We start from the raw sequence: 23,647 nt of genomic DNA on the forward strand, positions 1-23,647 counted from the left end.
TTGCCGCCGAGATCGGCCTCCAGGCACAGGACCCGGTCGTCGGCAGCGGCGAGCGCGGTCAGTTCGGCGCGGTAGGCATCGCGCCCGGACAACGTCATCGGATGAGTCGCTTCCACTGGGCGGCGCGCGCGGCGTCGATCGTCACGTAGTGCGAGGCGGCCTTCCCCTCGACGGGCGGCACGCCCTTGCCCTTCACGGTGTGCGCGACGACCGCGAGCGGGCGGGTGGCGGCCGACCGGTCGGCGGCGAACAGGGCCGACAGCGCGCCCAGGTCGTGGCCGTCGACCTCGGCGGTGTCGAAGCCGAAGGCCGCGAAGCGCTCCGCGAGGTGCGGCAGGGGGGAGATGTCGGCCACCATGCCGTCGTTCTGGCCGCCGTTGCGGTCCACGACCAGGACGAACCCGCCGAGCCGCTGGGCGGCCGCGACCTGGCAGGTCTCCCAGACCAGGCCTTCCTGGAGTTCGCCGTCCCCCGCGACGGCGATCGCCTTGCCGGTGCCGCCCTGCAGCCGTTGCGCGAGCGCCCAGCCCGCGGCGTAGGCCACGCCGTGGCCGAGGCTCCCGGTCGGGAACACCACGCCCGGCACCTTGGGTCCCGGGTGGCCGGTGTAGGGCCGGCCGGCCAGACCGTAGTGCGGGGCGGGGTTGTCCGGGATCACGCCGGTGACGTGGAGCGCGGCGTACAGGCCGGCGGCGGCGTGACCCTTGCTCAGGACGACCTGGGTGCCGTCGTCCGCCGCGGCGGCGTGGTCGAGGGCGGCGACGAGGACGTCGAGGACGGACAGGCTCCCGCCCAGGTGGCAGCCGCGGGGGCTCGCCGCCATGTCGACGACGAGTTCGCGGGCGCGGCGGGCCCGTTCGGCGAGCGGTGGGTGCGCGGTCTCCCGTACGGCGGTCGCGGGCGTCATGCCGCGCCGCCGGAGGTGAACCAGTGGCGGACGGCGTCGGCGAGGACGCCGCGGGCGCGGCGGTACTCGTCGGCCGGGAGGCGTTCGGCGTCCGTGTGGTCGAGGGAGGCGTCGCCGGGCCCGTAGGCGACCATGGGGACGCCGTGCCAGGTCGTGGCGAGGGTGTTCATGTCGGAGGTGCCCTTCTTGACGACGTGCCGGGGCCGGATGCCGGCGCGCGCGAACGCGCGGCCGAAGGACCTGGCCAGGGTGGTGGCGCGGCCGCCCGCGACGCCGGGGGTGGCGCGGAGCACCTCGACGGCCAGGCCGTCGCCGGGGGCGTCGGGCACCAGGGCGGCCTTGCGGACGGTGGCGAGGTCGGCGTCCGGCGGGATGCGGAAGTTGAGCGTGCCGACGGCCCGCTGGGCCTCCCGGGAGTCGTGGGTGCGGACGTCGATGAGGGCGCTGAGCGCGTCGGGCGCGTGGGCGGCGACGGCGGCGCGGATGCCGGCGACGGCGCGCAGCAGCAGGTCGGGCGCGGTGACGGCGCCCATGCCCGCGGAGTGGCCGCTGGCGGCGGTCGCCGTGAGGCGGAGCTTGAACAGGCCGAAGTAGCCGAGGGTGAGGGTGCCGGAACCGCTGGGCTCGCCGATGACGACGGCGTCGGCCGGATAGTGGTCGCGGGCGTGGAAGGCGCCCTTGGCGGAGGAGACCTCCTCCTCGACGGCGCCGACGACCCGCAGTTGGCCGTCGTCCGGGACGTCGGCCGCGGCCAGCACCTCCAGGAACGCGGCCAGGCTCCCCTTGGCGTCGACGGTGCCCCGGCCGGAGAGTTCGCCGTCCCGCCAGGCGGCCGGCCAGTGGTGCGGCACGGTGTCGAGGTGGCCGAGGAGCAGCAGGCGGCGCGGGCCGTCCCCGCGGGTGGCGACGAGGTTGCCCGCGGCGTCGACGTGCGCGTCGATGCCGTGCCCGGCGCACCACTCGCGCAGGTAGGCGGCGAGTTCGTGCTCGTCCCCGGAGACGGAGGGGATGCCGGCGGCGCGGCCGAGCAGGGTCAGGTCCTCCGCGGGGGGCGCCTCGCGCCAGAACCGGGTCCAGCCGGTGGGCTCGGCCAGGGTGTGGGGGCCGGTGATGGCGACGTCCCCGGTCCCGTCGAGGGCGAGTTCGGCGGCGCGGACCTTCTGCCGCATGCGGCCGCCCGCGTACCGCGCGGCCTCGCCGGGGTGGGCGTGGCGGAGCGTCGACGCCGGGTCGGCGGGGTCGGTGAGCAGTCCGGCGGTGCCGGTGACGAGGCGGAGGTGGTCGGCGTCCAGGGCGCGCGCGAGGGCGGCGGCCAGGACGTCGGCGTCCACGTTGAGGGGGGCGCCCCCGTCGCGGTCGCGCACCGGCGGCGACACGCACACCACGTCGTACGCGTCCAGCAGGGCGCGCAGCGCCGCCGTGTCGACGTCCTGCGGGACCCCGGCCCGGTGGTCGCGCACGACGCGGCTGCGGCCCTCGGGCGTCACCGTCTTCAGCGGCCGGTTGGCGCGCCCGCCGACGAGCCCGCCACGGGCGGCGACGGCGGTGAGGACGGTACGGCCCAGGTCGCGCAGGCCCGCCTCGACCGAGGGCAGGGTGACCCGCTCGTAGGCGTCGACGATGTGCGTCATCTCCTCGGGCGGGCAGTAGCGCACGGTGTCGCCGCTCGCGAGGCGCAGTTCGGGCATGGCGCGCCCGAGGGCGGTGTAGTGCCGCTCGATGCCGACGGCGCCGCCCGCCACGAGCAGGACGCGGGCGCCGCGGGCGACGAGGTCGGACAGCTCGTGGAGGATCGCGCCGCGGGCGAGGGTGGCGCTGCCCACCTTGACGACGTACAGGGGCCGGTACGGGGTCGTCACGGCGCCACCGCCGTCCGGGGCAGGCCCGCGGTCTCGTCGAGGCCGCAGAGCAGGTTCATCGCCTGGACGGCCTGCCCGGCCGCGCCCTTGACCAGGTTGTCCAGGGCGGCGACGGCGACGGCCTGGTCGTCCTTGACGACGACGGCGACCTCGGCGACGTTGGAGCCCACGACCGCCTTCAGCATCGGGAAGTCCTGCGGCGCCCTGGGCGCGGGGCGCACCTTGACGAAGGGGCGGCCCTTGTAGGCGCGTGCGTAGGCGCGCTTGACGTCCAGGCCGGTCACGCCCTCGCGCAGCCGGGCGTACCCGGTGACGAGGATGCCGCGGGGCACGTCGAGGCTGTGGCTGGTGAAGCGCAGCTCGGGCGCGGTGCCGGTGAGGTCGGCGATGGCCTGCCGGATCTCGGGGGCGTGCCGGTGCCCGAAGGGCTTGTGGACACGGAAGTTGCCGGCCCGCTCGGCGGGGTGCTCGCCGCTGTCGCGGCCGCCGCCGGTGGAGCCGGTCTTGGCGTCGACGACGACCTCGGGCAGCGCGAGCCCGTCCGCGAAGAGCGGGTGCAGGGCGTAGACCGAGGCGACGGCCATGCAGCCGGGCAGGTTGACGAAGCGGCCCTGCGGGACGGCCGGGGACAGCTCCGGGACGTAGTACGCGAAGTCCTCTGCGGCCGGCTGCTCGGCGGTGCGCGGGTAGTGGGCGCGGATCTCGCCCGGGTCGCGCAGCCGGAAGTCGCCCGCGACGTTGAGGATCCGCTTGGCGTGCCCGGACAGCAGCGGCAGCAGCCCGGGCAGTGTGCCGGTGGGCAGGCAGGAGATGGCGACGTCGACGTCGTTGGCGTCGTCGGCCAGCTCCCGCAGCGGGCGCAGCGTCAGCCCCGCGGCACGCGGGTGGTTGCGCAGCCACGGGTGGACGGCGCCGAGCGCGGCGCCGGCGGCGCGTTCGGCGGACAGGAAGGCGAGCTCCACGCCGGGGTGGTCCAGCAGCAGCCGGACGACCTCTCCCCCGCTGTAGCCGCTGGCCCCCGCGACGGCGACCCGGACCGTGCCGGGCGTGGTGTCAGCCAAGGCGGGCCGCCTTCTCGTAGGGACGGCGGAAGTCGCCCTCCTGGACGAGCTTGCGGATCGCGTCGGGCCGGCGGGCGACCTTGGCGAAGGCGTCGGCGTAGCGCAGGATGCGCTCGTACTCGACTGGGGAGCGCAGCTCGCGGCAGAGCACGAGCGTGGTGTCGAGCATGTGCCGGATCACCGGGAAGTCTTGCGGGGTGTGGTCGCGCACGGCGCCCGGGTTGAGGGTGAAGGGGTGACCGCCGCCGAAGCCGGCCCGGTGCACGAAGGGCAGGTGGCAGGGGATGGGCGTGTTCTGCCACTCGCGGGCCGGTACGCCCTCGGCGACCAGCAGCTCGTGGACGGCCTCCTTGACCGCGTACGCGGGCAGGTCCGCCAGGCCGATCGCCTCGGGGTGCAGGGTGACCCGGTACATGTTGTAGGCGTGGACGTGGCCCTCGGGCACGTACGGCGGGGTGAACAGGCCGGTGCCCTTCAGGGCCTCGCCGAGCAGGGCGGCGTTCCGGGCGCGGACCGCGTCGTAGTACGGCAGCCGCTGCAGCTGGCTCGCGCCGAAGGCGGCGGCGATCCAGGCCATGCCGTAGTCGATGCCGTGCCGGTCGAGGTAGGCCGTGGCCCGGTCGTACGACTCCTGCTCGGCGAAGAAGGCGATGCCGCCCTCGCCGCCGAGCGGGAAGTTCTTGTCGGCCATCAGGCTCTGCCCGGCGGCGTCGCCGAAGGAGCCGGCCACGCGGTCGCCGACGCGGGCGGAGTGGGCGTGCGAGGCGTCCTCGACCAGGGCGAGGCCGCGGCGGTCGGCGAGGGCGCGCAGCGCGGTCACGTCGGCGGGCAGGCCGTGGACGTGGACGGGCATCAGGGCGCGGGTGCGCTCGGTGACCGCCGCCTCGGCCGCGGCCGGGTCCATGCAGTAGGTGCGCGGGTCGACGTCGACGAAGACGGGGACCGCGTGCGCGGCCACGACGGCCTGCGCGGTGGCGATGAAGGTGAACGCCGGGACGATCACCTCGTCGCCGGGCCGGACGCCCGCGCCGACCAGCGCCATGTGCAGGCTGGAGGTGCCGCTGGCGGTGGGCAGCGCGAACGCCGCGCCCACGTAGGCCCGGTAGGCCTCGGCGAAGTCGGCGACGACCTTGTCGGGGTCCTGCCGCTGGGCCAGCAGGAGGTTGAAGACGTCCTCCTTGGTGATGACCGGGAACAGGGTGCGGCGCAGGTCCCTGGGGATGACCGCCGCGCCGCCGAGGGCGGCCAGTTCGGCGGTCACGTCGTCGGGGTGCGGCAGCGGCAGGGGTGCCGCGGGGAAGTCGGTGATCATGATTCAGCTCCCGAGAGGTCGCCCGGCGGGGCGGCCTGGGTGAGGGCCATCCGGACGCAGGCGGCGACGAGCGGGCTCAGCCGGTAGTTGAACTGCACGCCGGGCACCAGTCGCGGGTCGGCCTCCTCCTGCGTCCACATGGTGCGCAGGTCGTACGCGCCGAAGATCTTGAGCCGTTCGGCGCGGGCCCACACGGCGGGGTCGTCGGTCAGGACGGCGGCGGCCGGGCCGAAACCGAGGCCGGTGAGGTCGGCGACGAGCACCGGCGCGGTGCCCGCGGCGGCGAGCCGGGTCAGGTCGTGGGCGTTGCCGGCGTCGAGCTCGACCAGGTCGTACGGGACCGGGCCCGCGGCGTCGCCGGTGGCGCTGGCGGTGGCGGTGATGCCGAGCCAGTCCAGGAACGCGCGTTCCCGGTCGCCGGCGCCCGGCCGGGCGGCGACGCGGTCGCCGTGGCCGATGCCCTGCCCGGCGAGCGCCCCGTGCAGGGCGCCGCTGCGGCTGTTGAACAGCGCGGCCCTGGCGCGGCCGGTGCGCCGGGTGAGCAGCCGCTCCAGGCCGGGCAGTTCGCGGTCGCTCTTCTCGATGCTCATCACCACGCCCGAGGTGAGGACCCGGGTGAGCACCGTGGCGGTGTCGAACGCTTCCATGGGTGGGGTTCTCCTCCGTCTGCCGGTTACGCGGCGGTGGCGGCGGACTCGGGCCGGTAGGTCTCGACGACGTAGTCCGCGAGGTGGCCGGCCACGTCCACGCCGTGCTTGGCGGAGGAGCGGGCGAACTCGGGGTTCGCGTTGACCTCCAGGACCATCAGCTCGCCGGTGGTGCGGTCCTCGACGAGGTCGACCCCGTAGAAGCCCTCGCCGAGCGCGTCCACCACCTGGGCGCAGCGCTTCTCCATCTCGCGGGTCAACGGGACCCGTACGACCTCGGCTCCGAGGTGGGTGTTGGTGCGCCAGTCCGGCGAGACCCGCCGGATGGCGACGACGGGCGTGCGGCCGACGACCACGATCCGCAGGTCGTGGCCGGGCTTGTCGACGTACCGCTGGACCAGGACGGGGAAGAGCTTGCCCGCGGCGTCCGCGGACTCCCGTCCGCCGATCCACGCCTCGACGCACTCCTCGCTGGTCATCCGGGAGACCCCGCGGCCCCAGGAGCCGCTCACCGGCTTGATGACGGCGGGCAGTCCGACCTCGCCGACCGACTCGCGGACCTGCGCGTAGCTGAAGGCGTGGAAGGACTCCGGGTGGGGGACGCCGTGCCTGCTGAACAACAGGGCCTGCAGGCCCTTGTCGTTGCAGGTCTCGATCGTCGTCGCGCGATTCAGCGCGGGAACTCCGCTGAATTCCAGCCGGCGGGCCACATTGACGGCCTCGCGGTGCGAGAGATTACGGATGAGTGCGAGGGCGGGCGGTTTCTTCCGGCCCGTCACCAGCCCGGCCAGGTCCTCCAGCAGGACCGGGCGGACCGCGAGCCCCCGCGAACGCAACGCCTCCAGGAGGAGTTTCTCGTCGGGGCGCAGGACGGTGGCCGACAGCAGCACCTCTAACCCGGCGTCGGACCCGGTCACTCGCCCCAGTCCTCTTCGACCTCGGGCGCGAGCTCTATCCGTGCGCCGGCCTCGGACTTCTCGACGACCTCGTGCTCCTGGCCGCAGGCCGCGCACTCGGTGATCTCGCCCTTCAGCCAGTCCTGCCGGACCGGGATGTCCGTGTCGCACACCAGGCACTGGAGCGCCGCGACAGGAGCAGTCATTTCTCTTTCCTTTCCACTGCATTCCGGGGCGGAAAAAGCAACTTCAGAATCCCCCGCCGGCAACTCGGCGGTCCAGCGGGTTCGCCGCCGTCCTGGTGATACGGCCATCGGGATCCTCAATGGGAAACCGGCCCGTCCGGCGCGCGCACCGGCACCGCGGGTTTCCCGCGAAAGCGGAATTCACCGCGCTGCGGTGCGACCGCGGCTCGGATCACGGCGCGACGACGGTGCGGATGAACATCCGGGGAACGGACGGTGACGGCGGGATCCGTCGAACGATGTGTTCGATAAGTCCGTTATGTGGATGCTAGCTTCGGCCCGTGAACGACTCGGGCCTGCTCACCCTCGACACGCCGCTCCCACCGGCCACCCGCCGCACCCCGCGGCTCCTCCACTGGGTCACCGCGCTCCCCGTGCTCGCGCTGCTCGGCTGGTCCGTCGCGACGGCGGAACTCCACGGGGACATCAGGTACGTCCTGGCGTGCCTGCGGACCGCCGGCGCGGACGGCCTGTCGCCCTCCGAGACGTTCACCCACCGGCCGTTCTTCTACCGGTGGTTCGTCGCCGGGCTGGACTCGGTCACGGCCGGACCGGTCGCCGTGCGCGAGATGATCATCCGGCTCGCCGGAATCCTGCTGTGCGCGGCCGCGGCGCTGGTGCTGCGATGGGCCATGGCGCGCCGTCTGCCGCGTCGCGACGCGACGATCACGGCCGCCGTGGTGGGGCTCTCCCTCGCGTTCGCGCCGCGGACCGACTTCCTGCAGCCCGAGTGGGCCGCGACGCTGCTGTCGGTGGTGGCGGTCGCCCTGGTGCTGGGCCTCGACCGGCCGTGGACCGCCGCGCTCGCGGCCTCCTTGCCGCTGGCGCTCGCGGTGCTGATGAAGTACTCCACGGCGGCGACGGCCGCGATGGCACTGCTCGTCGTCCTCGCCGTCGACCGGCGCAGGGCGTTGCTGCTCGCCGGGACGACGGTGGCCGGCGGGGCCCTGCTCTTCGCGATCAGTCTGTGGTCGGGGTCCCACGAGTGGCAGTGGGTCCGCGACATGCCGCGGATCAACAAGGGGGCGCTGACCCGGCAGGGCCTCGACCCCGCCTTCCTGCTCGACAGGGGCGCCGACTTCCTGGCGAACCGGGTCTACTTCAGCCCGATGGTCGCCCTGCTCCCCGCCGCGCTGCTGCTGTTGCTGTCCCGTCAGGCGGACCGGCGCAGGCGGGTGGAGTGGGCCGTGCTGGCGGTGCTGATCTGCGCCGGCTGCCTGGCCGCGGTGGCGGTGCAGGGCAACTGGTTCGCCTACCACGCCGCAGCCCTGCCGGTCTTCGCCGCGGCCGTGTGGGGCCTGGCGGTGGCCCGCTGGTACGGGGACCTCAAGCGGCCGCCACTCTTCCTGACCGCGGTCACGGCGCTGTACGCGGTGCTGGTGCCCCTCGCCTCCCTCGCGCCCGCCTGGGCCCAGGGGACGGCGGCGGGCTGGCTGGCCGGGGCTGTCGCCCTGGCCGCGGCGTGCGCCGACCTGCGCCTGGCCCGTGACGGTGCGCGCCGCCCCGGCACCGCCCGGTGGCCCCGCGCCGCCCTGGCCCCGGTCGCGCTCTGCGGGGCGCTGTGCGTGGCGGTGACGGTCTGGCCCTCCTCCCCGCACCTGATGGGCCGTGCCGGGGTGAGCTCGACCAACGCCGAGTACCTGCGGACCATCGCGGACAAGGCCGCCGCGGCGGACGCGGTGCGCCGGCGGATCCCCGACGGCGCCCCCGTGCTCTACCTGGCCTTCGGTGACGACGCCTACTTCGTGGACCACCCGGTGCGGTGCCGGTACCCGATCCCCACCTTCCTGCAGCGCGTGCGGTACCTGCCGGACGTCAGCGCCCTCCGGTCGCACGCCGAGAACGCCCGCTGCATCACCGAGGACCCCGCGCCCTACGCCGTCCTGCAGCGTGCCTGGTTCGACCTGGACCGGGTCGACCCCTCGGTCGCGGCGCGCATCGAGGAGGTCTACGACTGCCCGCAGACCGCGGACCCACGGGACCTCGTGGTCTGCCGGCTCCGGGCGGGCCGCGGATAGCGCCGCCCGGAGCGCGGCGCGCGCTCAGTGCACCGCGAGGCGCAGCGCGAAACCGATGAGCAGCAGTCCGGTGACGCGTTCGACGCGGGCCCGCACCACGGGCCGGCGCAGTACCGCGCCGACCCGGTCGACCACGACGACGTAGGTGCCGAACCAGGTCACGTACAGCACGGCGAAGACCAGCGAGAGCAGGAGCGCGCGCGGCAGGACGCTGCCCTGGGCGGGCAGGAACTGCGGGAGGAAGGTCACGAAGAACAGGGCGACCTTCGGGTTGAGGGAGTTGGACAGGAAGCCCTGCCGCAGGTGGGCCGCACCGTTCGGCGGCGGGTCCCCGTCCGCCGGCTCCGGGGAGTCGGCGGCGCGGCGGGCCGCGCGCAGGGTCGTGAAGCCCATGTACAGCAGGTAGCCCGCGCCCACGGTGCGCAGCACCGTGAAGGCGACCGTCGAGGCCATCAGCAGCGCCGAGACCCCGAGCGCGGCCGAGGCGATGTGCACGCCCAGCCCGAGCACCCCGCCCACCATCGTCAGCAGCCCGCCCGCGCGGCCCGCAGCCAGGGCGTTCCTGGTGATCAGCGCCTGGTCGGGCCCGGGGATCATGATCAGGACGAGCGAGGCGGCGGCGAAGGTCAGCACGGCGGCGTCCGCAGCCGGGCGGCGAGCGCGCGGAGCACGACCGCGCTGTGCTCGCGCAGGTAGAAGTGGCCACCGGGGAAGGTGCGGACCTCCACCGGAAGGGTCGTCAGCTCCTGCCAGGCCGCCAGCTCGGCCTCGCCGACCCGGTCGTCGCGGCCGCCGAAGACCGTCACGGGGACCTCCAGCGCAGGCCGGTCCCGCCAGCGGTAGGTCTCCACGATCGTGTAGTCCGCCCGCAGCGGCACCGCGACCAGCGTCCGCAACTCCGGTTCGTCCAGCACTTCCCGCGGGATGCCGCCGTGCAGCCGGGAGACCTCCGCCAGCAGTTCGTCGTCCGGCAGCAGGTGCAGCCCCCGCGAGGTGCGCGGCAGGTGGGGCGCCGGGAAGCCGGAGACCACCAGGCGCTCCGGGAGCCCGCGGCCTGCCTCGCGCAGGGCGCCGGCCAGCTCGTACGCCACCAGGGCGCCGAGGCTGTGCCCGAAGAACGAGTACGGCGCGCCGAACGCCACCTGCTCGGTGAGCGCGGCGACCAGTGTCCCCATCGAGGTCAGCGGGGGCTCCCCGAAGCGCGACCCGCGGCCGGGCAGCTGCACGACGTGCAGTTCGACGCCGGTCAGGGCGCGCGCCCAGCGGACGTACTCGGCGGCCGAACCCCCGCCGTGGGCGAAGCAGTACAGCTTCGGAGCGCCGGGCCGGGCGGGCCCGCTGACCAGCCAGCGGGCCGACAGTTGGGTGATCATGGCGGGACTACCTCCCCAGGGGGGCCGGTCGGGCGGCGACGAGATGGGCCGCGAGGGCGTCGGCCGTCGGGTGGTCGGCGATCGCCTTGGGCGTCGTGTCGATCCCCAGGTCCTCCTCCAGGCGCCCGCACAGGTCGAGGGTGGTCGCCGAGTCGAAGCCCAGGTGGTCCAGCGGCAGCGTCGGGTCGATCTCGTGGGGCGCGACGTCGAGGAGTTCCGCCAGGAAGGCGACGATCCACTCCCGCATCTGCTCGTACGTCATCGTGTCTCCTCCGTCAGCGGCTCGGACGGGCCGAGCAGCCCCTCCAGGTGGCCGTCGAGCGCTTCCACCGTCGTGTACTGCAGGACCGTGCCGACGGGCACGGTGATCCCGAACGCCGTACGCAAGGACGCGACCAGCCGGGCCGCGAGCAGCGAGTCGCCGCCCGCCTCCAGGAAGTCGTCGGCGAGGTCGGCGCTGCCGAGGCCGAGCACCTCGCGCCAGATCTCGACCAGCTTGCGCTGGCGGTCGGTGCGCGGCGGTTTCGCGGGCCGGCCGCGCGCGGCGGTGCGGGCGCCGGCCTTGGCGAGCGCCTTGCGGTCGACCTTGCCGGTGCCGCTGAGCGGCAGCTCGGTCAGCGCGAACAGCTGGGCCGGCACCATGTGGGCGGCCAGCTGCCCGGCGGCGAAGTCCCGCAGCGCGTCGGGGGCGAAGCGGCTGCGCCGGTCCGGGCCGCGTGCCACGAGGACGTCGAAGCCCACCGAGCCGGGGCCTCCGTCGCGGGGCGTGAGCACGGCGCTGTCGGTGAAGCCCGCGGCGGCGAGTTCGGCCGCCCACTGCGCGCGGTCGAGCAGCGGGTGCGTGCTGCGCAGTTCGGTGTCCTCGAAGGTGTCGAAGCCCTGCTGGAGCCCCATCACCAGGTCGAACCAAGGGTGGAAGGCGGTCTGCTCGACGATCAGCAGGGTCCCGCCGGGGGCGAGCAGCCCCCGCAGGGTGCGCAGCGTACGGCGCACCTGGCGGGTGTCGTGCAGCACGCTCGCCGCGACGACCAGGTCGGCGGTGTGGTCCTCGAAGCCCTGGGTCTGCGGAGGCGCGTCCAGGTCGAGCAGGTCGCAGCGCAGGAACGGGTACTGCGTGCCGAGGACCTCGCGGGCCCGGTCGGTGAAGTACCGGGAGATGTCGGTGAACAGGTACTCCGTGGGCGCCGTGCGGCCGGCGGGCAGCAGCGGGAGCAGGTGCCGGGTCAGCGAGCCGTAGCCCGCACCGACCTCCAGGACGCGCAGCGGCCGGTCGGCCGGCCATCCGGCGGCGAGGCGGCGCACCGCCTCCGTGGCGACGGCGTACGTCGGGCCGAACAGCCGCTCGTAGACGCCGGGGGTGCGGTCGGAGGCGTACAGCTCGGCGGAGTGCACGCTCTGGGTGAGGACCCCGGCGACGTCCCCGGCCAGGGCCAGCATCCAGTCGGTGACGTCCTCGGGGATGCCCAGCACCTCGCCCAGCACGGTGCGGCTGCGGGCGGCGAGCGCGTCGGGGATGCCGTCCGCGGCGGGCGGCCGCGCCGCCGCGGCCCGGGCCAGCCAGCGCTCGTAGCGCGGGGCGACACCGGCGGCGGCGTTGTCGGGCAGGCCCAGGCGGTGGAAGGCGGTGCCGACTGCGGTCGCGTACACCTCGTTCAGCACGTCCCAGGCGGTGCGCAGCTCCCGCGGCGAGGGACCGGGGGCGGGCACCTCGGCGGCGGAGCACAGCGCCCGCCAGTCGGCTTCGGCCCGGTCGGGATCGGCGTGCTCGGTGACGAAGAGCCCGTCGGCGCCTCCGGGGTCCCCGGCCGGGACGACGTACCCCAGCAGCCGGGCCGCGCCGGCCTCGCCGTCGGCCTTGACCACGACCGCGCTGTCCACGCCCGGGTGCCGGGTGAGGGTCGCCTCGATCTCGCCGAGCTCCACACGATGTCCGTTGATCTTGACCTGACCGTCCCTGCGGCCCAGGAACTCGATGCTGCCGTCCGGCAGGTAGCGGCCGAAGTCGCCCGTCCGGTAGAGCCGTTCGCCGGTGACCGGATGCGTGACGAAGGCAGCGGCGGTGCGCTCGGCGTCGCCCCGGTAGCCGCGGGCCAGGCCGTGGCCGCCGATGTACAGCTCGCCGGCGGTCCACACGGGACAGGGCGCGTACCGCTCGTCGAGGACCTGGAAGGTCTGGTTCCGCAGCGGCTTGCCGTACGGCACGCTCGTCGCGCCCGCCGGGACCTCCTCCACCGGGTGGAAGATCGACCAGATCGACACCTCGGTGGCGCCGCCCAGGCTGATCACCCGCGCCCGCGGCCACAGCGCGTGGATGCGGCCGGGCAGGTCGACGGGGATCCAGTCGCCGCTGAGCAGCACCAGCCGCAGGTCCGGCGGGACCTGCGCGCCCCCGGCCTCCAGATGCTCGACCAGCATCTGCATCTGCGCGGGCACCGAGTTCCACACCGTCACCCCGTGCGCGGCCATCACCTCGGACCAGTGCGCGGGTTCGGCCCGCTGGTCCGGGTCGGGCAGCACCAGCGCGGCCCCGGCGGCGAAGGTGCCGAACAGGTCGTGCACGGACAGGTCGAAGCCGAGGTCGGCGAGGCCGAAGAGACGGTCGGTGGGGCCGATCCCGAAGCGCTCGTTGATGTCGGCGACGGTGTTGAGGGCCGCCCGGTGCTCGATCATCACGCCCTTGGGGGTGCCGGTCGAGCCCGAGGTGTAGAGGACGTACGCCAGGTCGGCGGGGTCGGCCGGGCCCGCCTGCACGGCGTCGCCCGGGGTGGCGGTGGTGCCGGAGGGCGGCTCCGCGAGGACGCGGGGCAGGTCCTGCGGCCACTCCAGCCGCGCGTCCGTCCCGGCGTCCGTGACCACCGCGACCGCCCCGGCGTCCGTGAGGATGCGCTCCCGGCGCAGGGCGGGCAGTTGCGGGCCGACCGGGAGGTAGGCGCCGCCCGCCATGAGCACGCCGTAGGCGGCGGCGACCTGGGCGGGGCCCTTGTCGAGGGTGATGCCGACGGTACGGTCGCGCAGGTCGCCGCCGGAGAGCCGGCCGGCGACGGAGGCGGCCCACGCGGCGAGTTCGCCGTAGGTCACGGTACCGGCGGTCGTGATCACGGCGGGACGCCCCGGGTGCCGTCCGGCGCGGTCGACCAGCGCGGAGTGCAGCAGCCCGGACGGCAGCTCGCCCTCGGTGGCGTTGGCGGCCTCGCGGGCGGTGAGCTGGTGGGCGGGGAGCGGGATCACCAGCTCCTCGTCCCACGGGGATCCGTCGGCGGCTCGAGCCGCGCCACGGCGCCGGTGTAGGCCGCGAACATGTCGTCGAGCATGCCCTCGGGGAAGAGCTCCTCGACGGTGTCCCAGGTCAGGTCCAGGCTTCCGGTGATGTCGACGACCTGGTGGTCGAGCCAGACCTGCGGGGTCTGGCTGATCCGGTACGTGATGGAACCGAAGTGGTCCATGGCCGACGAGACGTCCGCGGCGGTGCCCAGGCCGCTGGTGAAGACGACCGGCATCGTCTCGAAGCCGTTCTGCAGGCCGAGGCGGCGGCGTTCGCGCAGCGCCTGCAGGGCGCTGACGTGGCGGTGCCGCAGGTCCTTGCGCAGCTGCCGCTGGACGCGCCCGGCCCGCTCGGCCAGCGGGACTCCGCCGCTCGCGTCCGTCTCCAGCAGGCAGATGGACGTGAAGTCGCCGACCACCCTGCGCAGATGGGGGTGGACTCCGCGGTGCCCGGCTCCATCGCCGGAGAGCACCAGCGGGAGCCGGTTGAAGAGGGTGAGGTTGAGGGTGAACCGGCGGGTGCCGCTCCACATCGCCAGGACCTCGGAGAACACCGTGGCCAGCAGCGCCGTCGGGGTCAGGCCGCGCTCCTCGCAGCGCCCCTGCAGCCGCTTCCAGTCCTCCGGCGCCAGGTGGAACTCGCGGTGCGTGAAGACCGGCTTGTGCACGGCGACTGGGGACTTCGCCAGCGGCAGGTCGGGCGGCGGGGCCAGAGTCGCGGCGCGCGCCGTCCAGTACTCCCGGGCCTTGCGGTGCCGCGGCGACTCGTCGCCCCGCTCCAGGGCGAGCGCGTAGTCGCGGAAGCCCACCTCGACCGGCGGCAGCACCCGCTCCTCGTCCTGGCACAGCTGCGCCCACTCGCTGAACAGCACGGTGATGCTGGCCAGGTCGACCATGAGCAGGTCGAGGCTGACGTGCAGCCGGTCGTGGCCGGGCAGCCGGGACATGCGGATGTCGAACAGCGGCCAGTCGGCCGCGGTGTACACGCGGTGCGACATCTCCCCGCGCACCTCGGCCAGATGCCGTTCCGCCTCCTGCGGGGGCGCCCCGCGCAGGTCGGTGCAGCGGATCTCGTAGGCGGGGACCTCGGGCAGGATCCGCTGCCGGCCGTCCTCGCCGACGACGCAGCGCAGCATGCCGTGCCGCTCGATGAGCCGGGTCCAGGCGCGGGAGAGCAGCGCCGGGTCCAGGCGGCGGCCCTCCAGCTCGAAGTAGGCGTGCGGGGCGACGTTGCCGAGCACGAAGTTGGGGCCGCGGCCGACCCAGTACGCGTACTGGATCTCGGTCAGCGGGAAGGGGGCGTGGGCGTCGTCGTTCGCGGTCATCGGGATGTCCCCTCCGGGAGGAGTTCTGCCATGGCGGAGCGCAGCCGTACCGGCAGCGGCCCCTCGTCGTCCTCGCTGGCGCGGATGGCCACGCCGAGCGCGAACCGGTCCCACACCTGGAGCACCTGCACCTGCCACAGGGGGCGCTCGGGTTCGGGGATCTCGTCGTCGACGACGGCCAGGCCGCCGTCGCGCAGGCGGTGCACGGAGAAGGCGTCGAAGCCCCGGCACATGCCCATGCCGGTGGCCTTGGTGTACGCCTCCTTGGCGACCCAGGAGTCGGCGAAGGCGTGACCGCGCTGGTCCTCGCGGTCGCGTCGCAGCACCTCGTTCTCCAGGGGGGTGAAGACCTTCGGCGCGAACTGCATCGCCTCGGGCCGGGCGGGGGTGGTCTCGGCGTCCACCCCGGCGGTGCGGCCGCGCACGACGATGGCGGCGATCAGCCCGTTGGTGTGGGTGATGTTGAAGTCGAGCCCCCAGTCGGCGCCGTCGACCACGGGCCGCCCGTACTTGCCCTTGCGGAAGCGCCACGAGTCCGGTGGCTCGTCGGTGTAGAGCGACAGGACCTGACGGGACAGCAGCCGTGCGCCGAGGAAACGGCGCCGGGCGGCGGGGAACAGCAGCCGGTCGTGCCGGGCGCGCTCCTCGTCGGTCAGCAGCTCCAGACCGCCCGTCGCCTCGGCGAACCGGTCCACGTCCTCCTCGGCCAGCAGCCACACGTCGGCGCTGTCGGCGAGCGGGTCGGCGGACGGTACCGCGGTGTCCATGAGCACTGCCTCCATCGGTGGGTCACCAGTTGACGGGGAACGCGCGGAAGGAGAAGAGCAGGCCGTCGCGGTGCGCCGCCTCCAGCGCCGCGGCCACCTCGTCGACCTCCTCGGGGCCGGTCACCCGGCGCGTGGGGTGGAACCGCCGCAGCAGCCGCTCCAGGCAGAGCAGCAGCACCGCCGGGGAGCGCAGCGGCGGGCTCAGGCTCTCCCGGCCGCGCAGGTGGAGGTGGACGACGACCGCGGCGGCGGAGACCGTCGTGTACTGCTCGGCCAGGTCGAACAGCTCGGCCGACTGGCCCGCGGCCTTGCCGAGGGAGGAGGTGAGCTTGCGGTGCTCCTCGGCGATCCGGTCCAGTTCGCCGGCGAGCGCGTCCGCGGTCGCCGCGCCGTCCGCGAGCCGGGCCGCGTCGCGGCCGGTGGTGGCCGCCGCCTCCCGCCGCAGCTCGGCCACGGCCGCGCGCAGGGTGACCACCGGGTCGTCGACGCCGCGGCTGAACAGCTGCTGCCCGGCGGGCCGGTACGGCTCCATGGGGTGGGCCGGGTCGAAGAGTGCGGCGACCCTGGCCGCGGCCTGTTCGACCAGCCCCGGCGGCGGGGTGACGGCGGAGGTGAGCAGCGGTCCGAGCTGCAGGGCGATGTTCTTCAGGTTGACCACGGTGTTGCCGTCGGCGAAACCGGCCACGCCGAAGTCGCGCCGCGCCTTCTGGAAGATCCCGTGCCGGGGGTGGTCGCGCAGCCAGTGGCGGGCGCCGAGCACCACGCCCAGCCGGCCGAGCGTCCCCTCCAGCAGGGTGGGCACGAAGTACTTGACCGCCGATGACCAGATGCTGATCTGCGCCGGGGCCATCTGCAGGGCGCGCACCGCGGTGGAGGTCATGGCGTCGGCGACCAGCAGTTCGGCGTAGGACTCCGCGAGCTGCCGCCGCGAGTACGGGATCGCCGAGACCGTGGTGCCGAAGACCTCCCGGGTCGTGGCGAAGTCCAAGGTGGTGCGCAGGGCGGTGTCCACCGTGCTCAGCGCGATCAGGTTGATCAGGACGCGGGCGAACTGCCCGGCTTTCAGGGCGATCTCCAGGCCCTGACCCTCGCGGCCGACGAGCGCGGCGGACGGAACGAAGCAGTCCCGCAGCCGCACCCCGCTCATGTCGAGGCCGCGCAGGCCGTGCAGCGGCTCGTCGGGCAGCGGTTCGCAACTGCCTTTGGTCAGGGCGCGCTTGTCCAGGGCGAGGATCGAGTAGCCACCCGGGCCGCCCTGGGGGGAGGTGCGGGCGAAGAGCATGACGACGTCGGCCTGGGTGGCGTTGCCGATCGTCCACTTCTCGCCGTCGAGCAGCCAGCCGCCCTCGACGGGCCGCGCGGTCAGCTCGTTGGCGAGCACGTCGCTGCCGTGCCGGCGCTCGGACAGGCCCCAGGCCATCTTGCCGCCGGAGCGGACGTGGTCCGCGAAGGACGTGCGCTGCTCGTCGCTGCCCGCGATCCACAGCGGCATGTAGGCGATGCTGGTGATCACCATCGCGGTGGCGGTGGTGGGGTCGCGGCGGGCGACCAGCCGGAACAGGTGGTAGCCGTCCTGCACGTCGACGGCCCGGCCGCCGTGCGCGGCGGGCACGATCCAGTCGTACAGGCCCCAGGAGGCCAGCAGGTCGACGAACTCGTGCGGGTACGCCTCGCGTTCGTCCAGGTCGAGGACGCGGGCGTACGGCATGGGACCGGAGGGGTCGTTGGGGCTCCCCAGGTGGCGCTCCAGGTCGGCCATGAGCGCGGGCAGATCGGTCATGTCTCCTCGTCCTCCGGTCCCGGTCGGTCGCACAGCCGCACCGGCAGTGCCGTGAACAGGCGGCGTGCCGCGTCGAGTTCGGTGATCAGCCGGCCCGCCGGGGCGACGTCCCGGCCGGCGGTGCGCGGGTCGCGGCCCCCGGCCACCGTGAGGAGCAGCGCCGTCACGGCGGTGAGCCATCCGGCTCCGCCGGGCTCCGGCTCGCCGTACAGGCCGCCGCGGTCGCGGTGGAACCACCAGGTCAGGGCCGCCGTCGCGGCCGCGTGGAGCGGGCACAGCCGGTCCGCCAGGTCGAGCAGGTCGGGGGCCGTCCGCTGCCGCGGCGCGGCCGCCGCCTCCCGGAAGGTCGCGGCCAGGCCCGACTGCACCCCGGTGACCAGCGTCGCGGCGCGCGTCGCGCCCCGGCGGTGGAGTTCGGCGGCGATGGTGTCGGCGTGCGAGGCGAAGCCGAGCAGGATGTCGTCGCCCGGCCGGGCCCCCAGGTCGAGGGCGGCGGGGTCGAGGCCCGGCAGGGCGGCGCCGCCCAGGTCGAAGAGGGCGGCGAGCCTGCGCTCGCGCTCCGGTTCCGGTTCCCGGGGTGTGGCGTACGCGGGCAGGAACATCGCGACCGCCCGCAGGTTGCCCAGCACGCTGGTGTCGATGACCTCGACCATCGCGTTGTCCCGGACGGCCTTGTCGAGGACGGCGCCCGGGCCGTCGCCGTCCCGCAGCACCGCGCGCGCCCCGACGAGGGCGCGGGCACGGCGCGCGCAGTCGGCGGTGAGCCGGGTGGCCAGGCGCTTGACGACGGACGAGGCCAGGCCGAAGGTGCCCGGCGCGACATGGGCGTACCGGGCCGCGACGAGCGCCGACAGGTCGGCGGCCATGAACTCCGCGGCGGCCACCGCCAGTTCCCGCGCCCCGTACGGGGTGTCGGCGACCGGCTCGCCGCCCGTGCGGTGCGCCCGCGCGAACCGCAGGGCGGTGCGCAGCGCGGTGTCGGCGGTCGCCAGGCAGCCCGCGGTGCTCATCAGCCGGACGATCTGCTGGGCCCGCATCGCCCCGGCGAGCCCGGCGCCGGCGCCGCCGACCACGGCGTCCGGCGGCACGGGCACCGCGTCGAAGGCCAGGTCCGCGAAGTCGATGCCCCGCATCCCCGTGGTGCGGCGCGCGGGCAGCCGCCGCACGCGGGCGTCGGCCAGGGTCTCCGGGCCGAGCAGCAGCGCCGTGAACGCCGCCGGGCCCCGGTCGGCGGTCCTGGCCACCACGACGGCCGCGTCGGCGCTCGCGCCGCGCCCCACGAGCCATTTGGTGCCGGTCAGCGTCATGGCGCCGGTGTCGAGGCGGCAGGTGTTCGCCAGCACGTCGCTGCCCGCGTGCTCCTCGGACAGCCCGAACGCGACGGTACGGCCCTCGCGCGCCCACGCGGCGACGGTCCTGCGCTGCTCGGGGGTGCCGGCGGCGAGCACGGTCATGACGGCGGAGATGCCGAACATGGTGGCGGGCATGACGTTCACGTCCCGCCGGGCGGCGACACGGACGAGGACGTGGGTGTCCTCCAGCGTGCGCAGGCTCCCGCCGAGGTCCGCGGGGAGGTAGGCGACGTGGAAGTCCTCCTCCCGCAGCCGCGCCTCCCACCGCGCCGGGTACGCCTCTTCGTCGTCACGGGCCGCCCCGGCGGCGAAGCCGTAGGCATTCCCGGGCTCCCACGGGTCCCCGAGGGCGGCGTCCAGCGCCTCGGCGGCAGCGAAAGGGGTCTCCGGTCCCGCGGGCGTCACGTCGCCGGGCCTTCGCGGCCGCACTGCGACGGCCGTCGACGACGGAGCGGGGCCGTCCCCCTCCGCCCCCCGGGCTGCCCGCGGCCGCGGTGCCGCGCCGGGCACCCGGCCGGAAGACCCGGTCCCGCGACCGGACCGGCCCGGGGCCCAAGGGTGTTCCGCCCCCGCAGCAGACGCCGCCGGGCCGTCCGCTCCGGACCACGGCACATCGTCGCCCGGAGCGCGGGAGGCGGTCACCTCCGCGCCCGCGACGGCTCCGTCCCGCGGGGGCAGCCGGAGCCCGCGCCCCGTCCCCGGCACGTCGTCGTGCGCGGCGCCGGACACGAAGGGCGCTCCCGGCGGGGACGATTGCCGGCGCCTCACGGCCGTACCCCCACCGCGGGGCCGGGCGCGTTCGCGTCGTCCGGCGAGGGCCGGGTCGCGATGCCCGCCGGGAAGGCGACCCCCGCCGCACGCAGGAACGCGAGCCGCTGGTGGAAGGCGGCGCCGGTCATGATCTGCCGGGCGACGTCCGCGACCCGCCGGTGCTCGGGGGCCGCCAGGTACGTCCCGCGGACCCAGGCGTTGAAGCTGCCCATCGCCGGCCCGCACCAGATCTGGTAGTCGACGGCGCGGTCGGCCTCGCCGGTCTTGGCCCAGCGCGAAGCCATGCCCAGGTACCAGCGGAAGACCAGCGCGGCACGCCGCTTGGGGTTGCCCTCGGCGCGGGCCAGCTGGTCGGGGTCGCGCCGCCGGAAGTACGCGAGGGTCTCGTCCCACACCGTGTCCAGCGGACGCCGGAAGACCTGCTGCTCCACCTTCTGCCGCACCGCCGCCGGGATGGCCTCGATGCCGTCGTACGTCCGGTACAGCTCGTAGAGCTGCTTGGCCCGCATCGGGAAGAACGTGCCCCGCTTGAGCACCTGGAGCTCGACGCCCATCTCGAACATGTCGGCCGCCGGGGCCATCTCGAAGTCGGCGATGCCCGCCTGGGCCAGCATCTCCTTGACGCGGGGCGAGGTGTCGGCCTCCAGGCAGGACTGGTTGACCGATCCCGTCACCACGTAGTCGGCGCCCATGGCGAAGGCGGCGGCCGCCGCCTCGGGCGTGCCGATGCCGCCGGCGGCGCCCACGCGGATGCGCTCGGCGTAGCCCTCCTCCTGCTGGACGGCGTCGCGCTGCCGGATGATGACGGGCAGCAGCGCGGGCAGCGGGCGGCGGTCGGTGTGGCCGCCGGAGTCGGCCTCGACGGTGATGTCGTCGGCGAGCGGGACGCGTTCGGCGAGCCGGGCCTGCTCCTGCGTGATCGCGCCCTCGGCGACGAGCGCCCGCACCATGGCCTCGGGGGCGGGCCGCATGAACAGCTCGGCGAGTTCGGGGCGGGAGATCTTGGCGATGACCCGGTTGCCCGCCGTCACACCGTACGGTCCGCCGGCCCGCAGCCCGGCCAGCCGGTAGCGGACGAGGTGCGGGGTGAGGGCGAGGAAGGCGGAGGCCTCCACGCAGGGCACGCCGTACTTCAGGAACAGGTCGACGGCGGTGCGCTCCAGCCGCTCCTCGCTCGGGCTGTGGATGAGGTTGCAGGCGTACGGGAGGCCGGGGATCTCGTCGCGGAAGCGGACCAGGGCCTTCTCCACGGCCTCCGGGAGCAGGCCGGCCGCGCCGTACGAGCCGAGGAAGCCGGCCCGGGCCATTGCGACGACCATGCCGGCGGAGGCGATGCCGTTGGCCATGGCACCGCTCATGTAGGCGTAGCGCAGGCCGTGGGCCTTCAGGAAGGCGGCGCTGCCGAGTCGTTCGGGACCGAGCGGGGGCGCGGCGGCGACGATCTCGTGCTCGCCGGCCGGGCCGACGGCGCCGCCGGTGGCGGCGCCCAGCCCGTAGGGACCGCGCAGGACGTAGACGGGCTCGTCGAGCCGCATCAGGGCTTCGTAGACCCCGGTGTCGCCGACAGCCGGCGCCTGGGGTCCGGTCCACCGCGGCCGGTGGAGGTCGGTGGTCATGCTGCGTCTCCTGTCGCTCGCCGCTTGCTCAGGTCCGGTCGTGGTGGATCTCGATGCCGATGTCGCCCAGCCGGTAGATCCGCAGGGTCGACTTCCAGACGCTCGCGTCGCCGAGCAGCAGGATCCGGCCCGGTTCGCGGCGCACCTCCTTGACGTGCACGTCGAACTCCATGTCCGGGTCGGTGCGGAGGATCTGGCCGCGGTAGCTCCAGGTCATCTCGGTGCCGGAGGCGAGCGCGAAGCGCGGGTTCACCAGCCCGTCGGTGAGCCCGGCCTCGACGGCGTACACCTGCAGGCCCTGCAGCAGCGCCTCCACGCCCAGCGATCCGGGCATCACGGGGTCCCGGTGGAAGTGGCAGCTGAAGTACCAGTCGTCGGGGCGGATGGAGCGGTGGCCGCGCAGGTAGCCCCGGCCGTGCTCGCCGCCGCCGGGCAGGACGTCGACCCATTCGACGAGGTCGAGGTGGCCGCCGGCCAGCCGGGTCGTGCCCCGGGTGGCCTGCGCGGCGCGGTGGGCGGCCAGGTCGACGCGGCGGACGCCGGCCGGGCGCGCGGGCTGCCGGTCGAGCCAGGGCAGGACGTGCTCGCCCTTGTCGAGGCCGACCTGGTTCTCCAGGGCCTTGGCGTTGAAGTAGCCGAACAGGGACTCGCCGCGGTAGAAGACCTCGCCGTCGGCGGAGAGTTCGTACGCGTAGTTCTGCAGGATCGAGCCGGGCATCCGGTCGCTGGACAGCAGCGTCGAACGGTGCCTGATGGTCTTGCCGCGCAGGTCGACGTCCTTGACGAGGGTGGCGCGGCCGTCCAGGTTGCGGATGCTGAACTGCTCGTCCGGGAAGGGCAGCGTGGCGCCCAGGTAGTAGCCGAGGAGGATGGCGGCCTGGAGGCTGGACTCCATGTGGACGCAGTTCGGCATGGACGGGTGCCCGTTGTGCGCGTAGTACCAGGCGTCCTCCGGCGCGTCGTACTCGGTGACCATGACGGCGCCCTTCTTCAGCACGCCGCGGGTGCCCTCCAGTGCCATGACGCGGTCGACGAAGAGGAAGTCGCCGTTGGGGATGTACGGCGCGCGGCTGTCGGCGTAGACCTCGAACTCGGGGCCCATCGCGACGGCCAGGTCCCCCTTGGCGGCGTGCGCCATGTGGAACTCGTTGAGCAGCGCGGGCTCGCCGCTCGCGGGGCTGAGCCGGCCGAGGAAGTGCGGCACCGTGCCGCCGGTCTCCGGGCGGTACGGGGTGCCGGGCTTCTCCACCAGGCGGATCCCGAGGCCGGTGACCCCGATCGACGGCTTGCCGTCGCGCAGCACGACCACGTCCGCGGTGATGGCGGGACGGGGCAGCAGCGTCAGCCCGGTGACGTCGATCCGGTACTCGATGCGTTCGGTGGCCGGGGTGATCTGGCCGCGGACCTTGACCTCCGTGGTCAGGCCCTGGACGGGCTGGAAGCGGGCGTCGGGGAAGCACAGGTGCAGGCCGAGGGACATCGCGTACACCTCCAGCAGTTGCACCGCGCCCTCGGCGACCAGCGAGCCGGCGAGCACCGGGTCGTCCGGGAAGTGGCAGGTGAAGTACCAGCCGTCCGGGACGAGGTGCTTGACGGCCTCGATCCGGCCGAGGCCGTGCGCGCCGCCCTTGCGGTCCAGCACGGTGACCTCGTCGGCCATGCGCAGCCGCTCGCCGGGCAGGCGCAGGGAGGTGTTGCAGCCCTCGGGCTGCCGGTGGCCCGGCCCGAAGACGTCCGCGATCCGTCCCTCGGCGAGCGCCGCCAGGTCGGCGGCGGTCAGCGCGGTGCGGGAGGTGGGCTGCACGGGCTTGAAGGAACTCGCCCCGGAGAAGGCGCCGTCACCCTTGGGCGGCACGGCCCTGCCCTGGATGATGCCGAGCGAGTTCTCCAGTTCGTCGTCGGTGAAGAAGCCGGCGCAGGCGTTGTTCAGCTTCAGGATCAGCTCGCCGTCGGCGTAGCAGTCGTAGTGGAAGAAGAACAGCGTCGTGTCGCCCTGCCGCACGAACTGGTCGATCCAGATGTCGTAGCGCAGCGTCTGGCCGACCCGCGGCAGGTCCCCCACGAAGCTGAGGCTGCTGTCGAGCAGGCGGTAGACGCGGTCCCCGCGGTTGGTGAAGTCGATGCCGAGGTAACTGATCAGCAGCAGGTCGCACTGGCCCGCCTCGATGGTCACCGCCGGGGGCACCTGGCCGTCGACGGCGTACCAGGCGTCGACCGGCACGTCGTACTCGGTGCGGATGAACGAGGGCTCGAACGCCCCCGGTTCGGCCTCCAGCGCGGTGACGCGGGTGGCGAAGTGGTACGGCGGGGCGGGCAGCCGGACACGGCGGCGGTGACCGTCGATCTCGGCGAAGCGCGGGCCGAAGACGTTCCCGATCTTCCCGGTGGCGAACTCCAGGAGGTCGTGCTCGTCCCAGACCACGCCCTCCGGCTTGGGCGGGCGTACGGCGGGGGTCG

At 74.6% G+C, this 23,647-nt stretch carries 17 protein-coding genes and 1 pseudogene; 1 reads left to right on the forward strand and 17 read right to left on the reverse strand.

Going from position 1 to position 23,647, the window contains the following annotated elements:
* Positions 1 to 94 precede the first annotated feature (94 nt).
* The 7 genes from PV350_RS26035 to PV350_RS26065 are packed head-to-tail and all read right to left on the reverse strand — an operon-like array spanning position 95 to position 6,888.
* Complete coding sequence (locus PV350_RS26035) at positions 95 to 907, reverse strand: thiamine pyrophosphate-binding protein (protein WP_500336383.1); 813 nt, start codon at positions 905 to 907, stop codon at positions 95 to 97.
* Positions 904 to 2,766 carry a M20/M25/M40 family metallo-hydrolase gene (locus PV350_RS26040; protein ID WP_499513975.1) on the reverse strand — a complete coding sequence of 621 codons (1,863 nt, stop codon included), beginning with the start codon at positions 2,764 to 2,766 and terminating at the stop codon, positions 904 to 906. The genes PV350_RS26035 and PV350_RS26040 overlap by 4 nt, the downstream gene beginning before the upstream one ends.
* Complete coding sequence (argC, locus tag PV350_RS26045; protein ID WP_500336385.1) at positions 2,763 to 3,827, reverse strand: N-acetyl-gamma-glutamyl-phosphate reductase; 1,065 nt, start codon at positions 3,825 to 3,827, stop codon at positions 2,763 to 2,765. Before argC ends, PV350_RS26040 begins: the two co-directional genes overlap by 4 nt.
* Positions 3,820 to 5,139, reverse strand: coding sequence for a DegT/DnrJ/EryC1/StrS family aminotransferase (locus PV350_RS26050; protein WP_500336387.1), 1,320 nt, complete (start codon positions 5,137 to 5,139; stop codon positions 3,820 to 3,822). The genes argC and PV350_RS26050 overlap by 8 nt, the downstream gene beginning before the upstream one ends.
* On the reverse strand, positions 5,136 to 5,786 hold the full coding sequence (locus PV350_RS26055) for a PLP-dependent aminotransferase family protein (protein ID WP_500336388.1): 651 nt from the start codon (positions 5,784 to 5,786) through the stop codon (positions 5,136 to 5,138). Before PV350_RS26055 ends, PV350_RS26050 begins: the two co-directional genes overlap by 4 nt.
* 26 nt (positions 5,787 to 5,812) lie before the next feature.
* Positions 5,813 to 6,703 (reverse strand): RimK family alpha-L-glutamate ligase, encoded by an 891-nt coding sequence (locus PV350_RS26060; protein ID WP_499513971.1) that lies wholly within the window; start codon positions 6,701 to 6,703, stop codon positions 5,813 to 5,815.
* A complete protein-coding gene (locus PV350_RS26065) occupies positions 6,700 to 6,888 on the reverse strand; it encodes a lysine biosynthesis protein LysW (RefSeq protein WP_450387848.1) in 189 nt (62 codons plus the stop codon). The genes PV350_RS26060 and PV350_RS26065 overlap by 4 nt, the downstream gene beginning before the upstream one ends.
* Positions 6,889 to 7,208: 320 nt before the next feature.
* Here PV350_RS26065 and PV350_RS26070 point away from each other — a divergent pair, with 320 nt between their 5' ends.
* Positions 7,209 to 8,945: a hypothetical protein gene (locus PV350_RS26070; RefSeq protein ID WP_500336390.1), complete on the forward strand. Its 1,737-nt coding sequence runs from the start codon at positions 7,209 to 7,211 to the stop codon at positions 8,943 to 8,945.
* A 24-nt stretch (positions 8,946 to 8,969) separates the two neighbouring features.
* On the opposite strand, the gene PV350_RS26075 is transcribed toward PV350_RS26070, so the two are convergent.
* The 10 genes and pseudogenes from PV350_RS26075 to PV350_RS26120 form a co-directional block, all read right to left on the reverse strand.
* Positions 8,970 to 9,578: a LysE family translocator gene (locus tag PV350_RS26075; RefSeq protein ID WP_499513969.1), complete on the reverse strand. Its 609-nt coding sequence runs from the start codon at positions 9,576 to 9,578 to the stop codon at positions 8,970 to 8,972.
* Positions 9,572 to 10,318, reverse strand: a complete 747-nt coding sequence (locus PV350_RS26080) for a thioesterase II family protein (protein WP_499513968.1) — start codon at positions 10,316 to 10,318, stop codon at positions 9,572 to 9,574. The genes PV350_RS26075 and PV350_RS26080 overlap by 7 nt, the downstream gene beginning before the upstream one ends.
* A gap of 7 nt (positions 10,319 to 10,325) precedes the next feature.
* Positions 10,326 to 10,580, reverse strand: a complete 255-nt coding sequence (locus tag PV350_RS26085; protein WP_499513967.1) for an acyl carrier protein — start codon at positions 10,578 to 10,580, stop codon at positions 10,326 to 10,328.
* Entirely contained in the window at positions 10,577 to 13,546 is a 2,970-nt protein-coding gene (locus PV350_RS26090) for an amino acid adenylation domain-containing protein (RefSeq protein ID WP_500336393.1), read from the reverse strand. The genes PV350_RS26085 and PV350_RS26090 overlap by 4 nt, the downstream gene beginning before the upstream one ends.
* Positions 13,543 to 14,904 carry a condensation domain-containing protein gene (locus tag PV350_RS26095; RefSeq protein WP_500336395.1) on the reverse strand — a complete coding sequence of 454 codons (1,362 nt, stop codon included), beginning with the start codon at positions 14,902 to 14,904 and terminating at the stop codon, positions 13,543 to 13,545. The genes PV350_RS26090 and PV350_RS26095 overlap by 4 nt, the downstream gene beginning before the upstream one ends.
* Positions 14,901 to 15,671, reverse strand: coding sequence for a 4'-phosphopantetheinyl transferase family protein (locus tag PV350_RS26100; RefSeq protein WP_499513965.1), 771 nt, complete (start codon positions 15,669 to 15,671; stop codon positions 14,901 to 14,903). The genes PV350_RS26095 and PV350_RS26100 overlap by 4 nt, the downstream gene beginning before the upstream one ends.
* Positions 15,672 to 15,693: 22 nt before the next feature.
* The gene (locus PV350_RS26105; protein WP_500336397.1) at positions 15,694 to 17,451 is read right to left on the reverse strand and encodes an acyl-CoA dehydrogenase family protein; all 1,758 of its coding nucleotides are present in this window, start codon (positions 17,449 to 17,451) and stop codon (positions 15,694 to 15,696) included.
* Entirely contained in the window at positions 17,448 to 19,208 is a 1,761-nt protein-coding gene (locus PV350_RS26110; RefSeq protein WP_499513963.1) for an acyl-CoA dehydrogenase family protein, read from the reverse strand. The genes PV350_RS26105 and PV350_RS26110 overlap by 4 nt, the downstream gene beginning before the upstream one ends.
* A 359-nt stretch (positions 19,209 to 19,567) precedes the next feature.
* Positions 19,568 to 21,190 carry a PfaD family polyunsaturated fatty acid/polyketide biosynthesis protein gene (locus PV350_RS26115; protein WP_500325484.1) on the reverse strand — a complete coding sequence of 541 codons (1,623 nt, stop codon included), beginning with the start codon at positions 21,188 to 21,190 and terminating at the stop codon, positions 19,568 to 19,570.
* 28 nt (positions 21,191 to 21,218) lie between these two features.
* Positions 21,219 to 23,647, reverse strand: a pseudogene (locus PV350_RS26120) (hypothetical protein); the annotation flags it as partial.

The sequence above is a fragment of the Streptomyces sp. PA03-6a genome, assembly GCF_033792765.1.
In the GTDB taxonomy this organism is placed as follows: domain Bacteria; phylum Actinomycetota; class Actinomycetes; order Streptomycetales; family Streptomycetaceae; genus Actinacidiphila.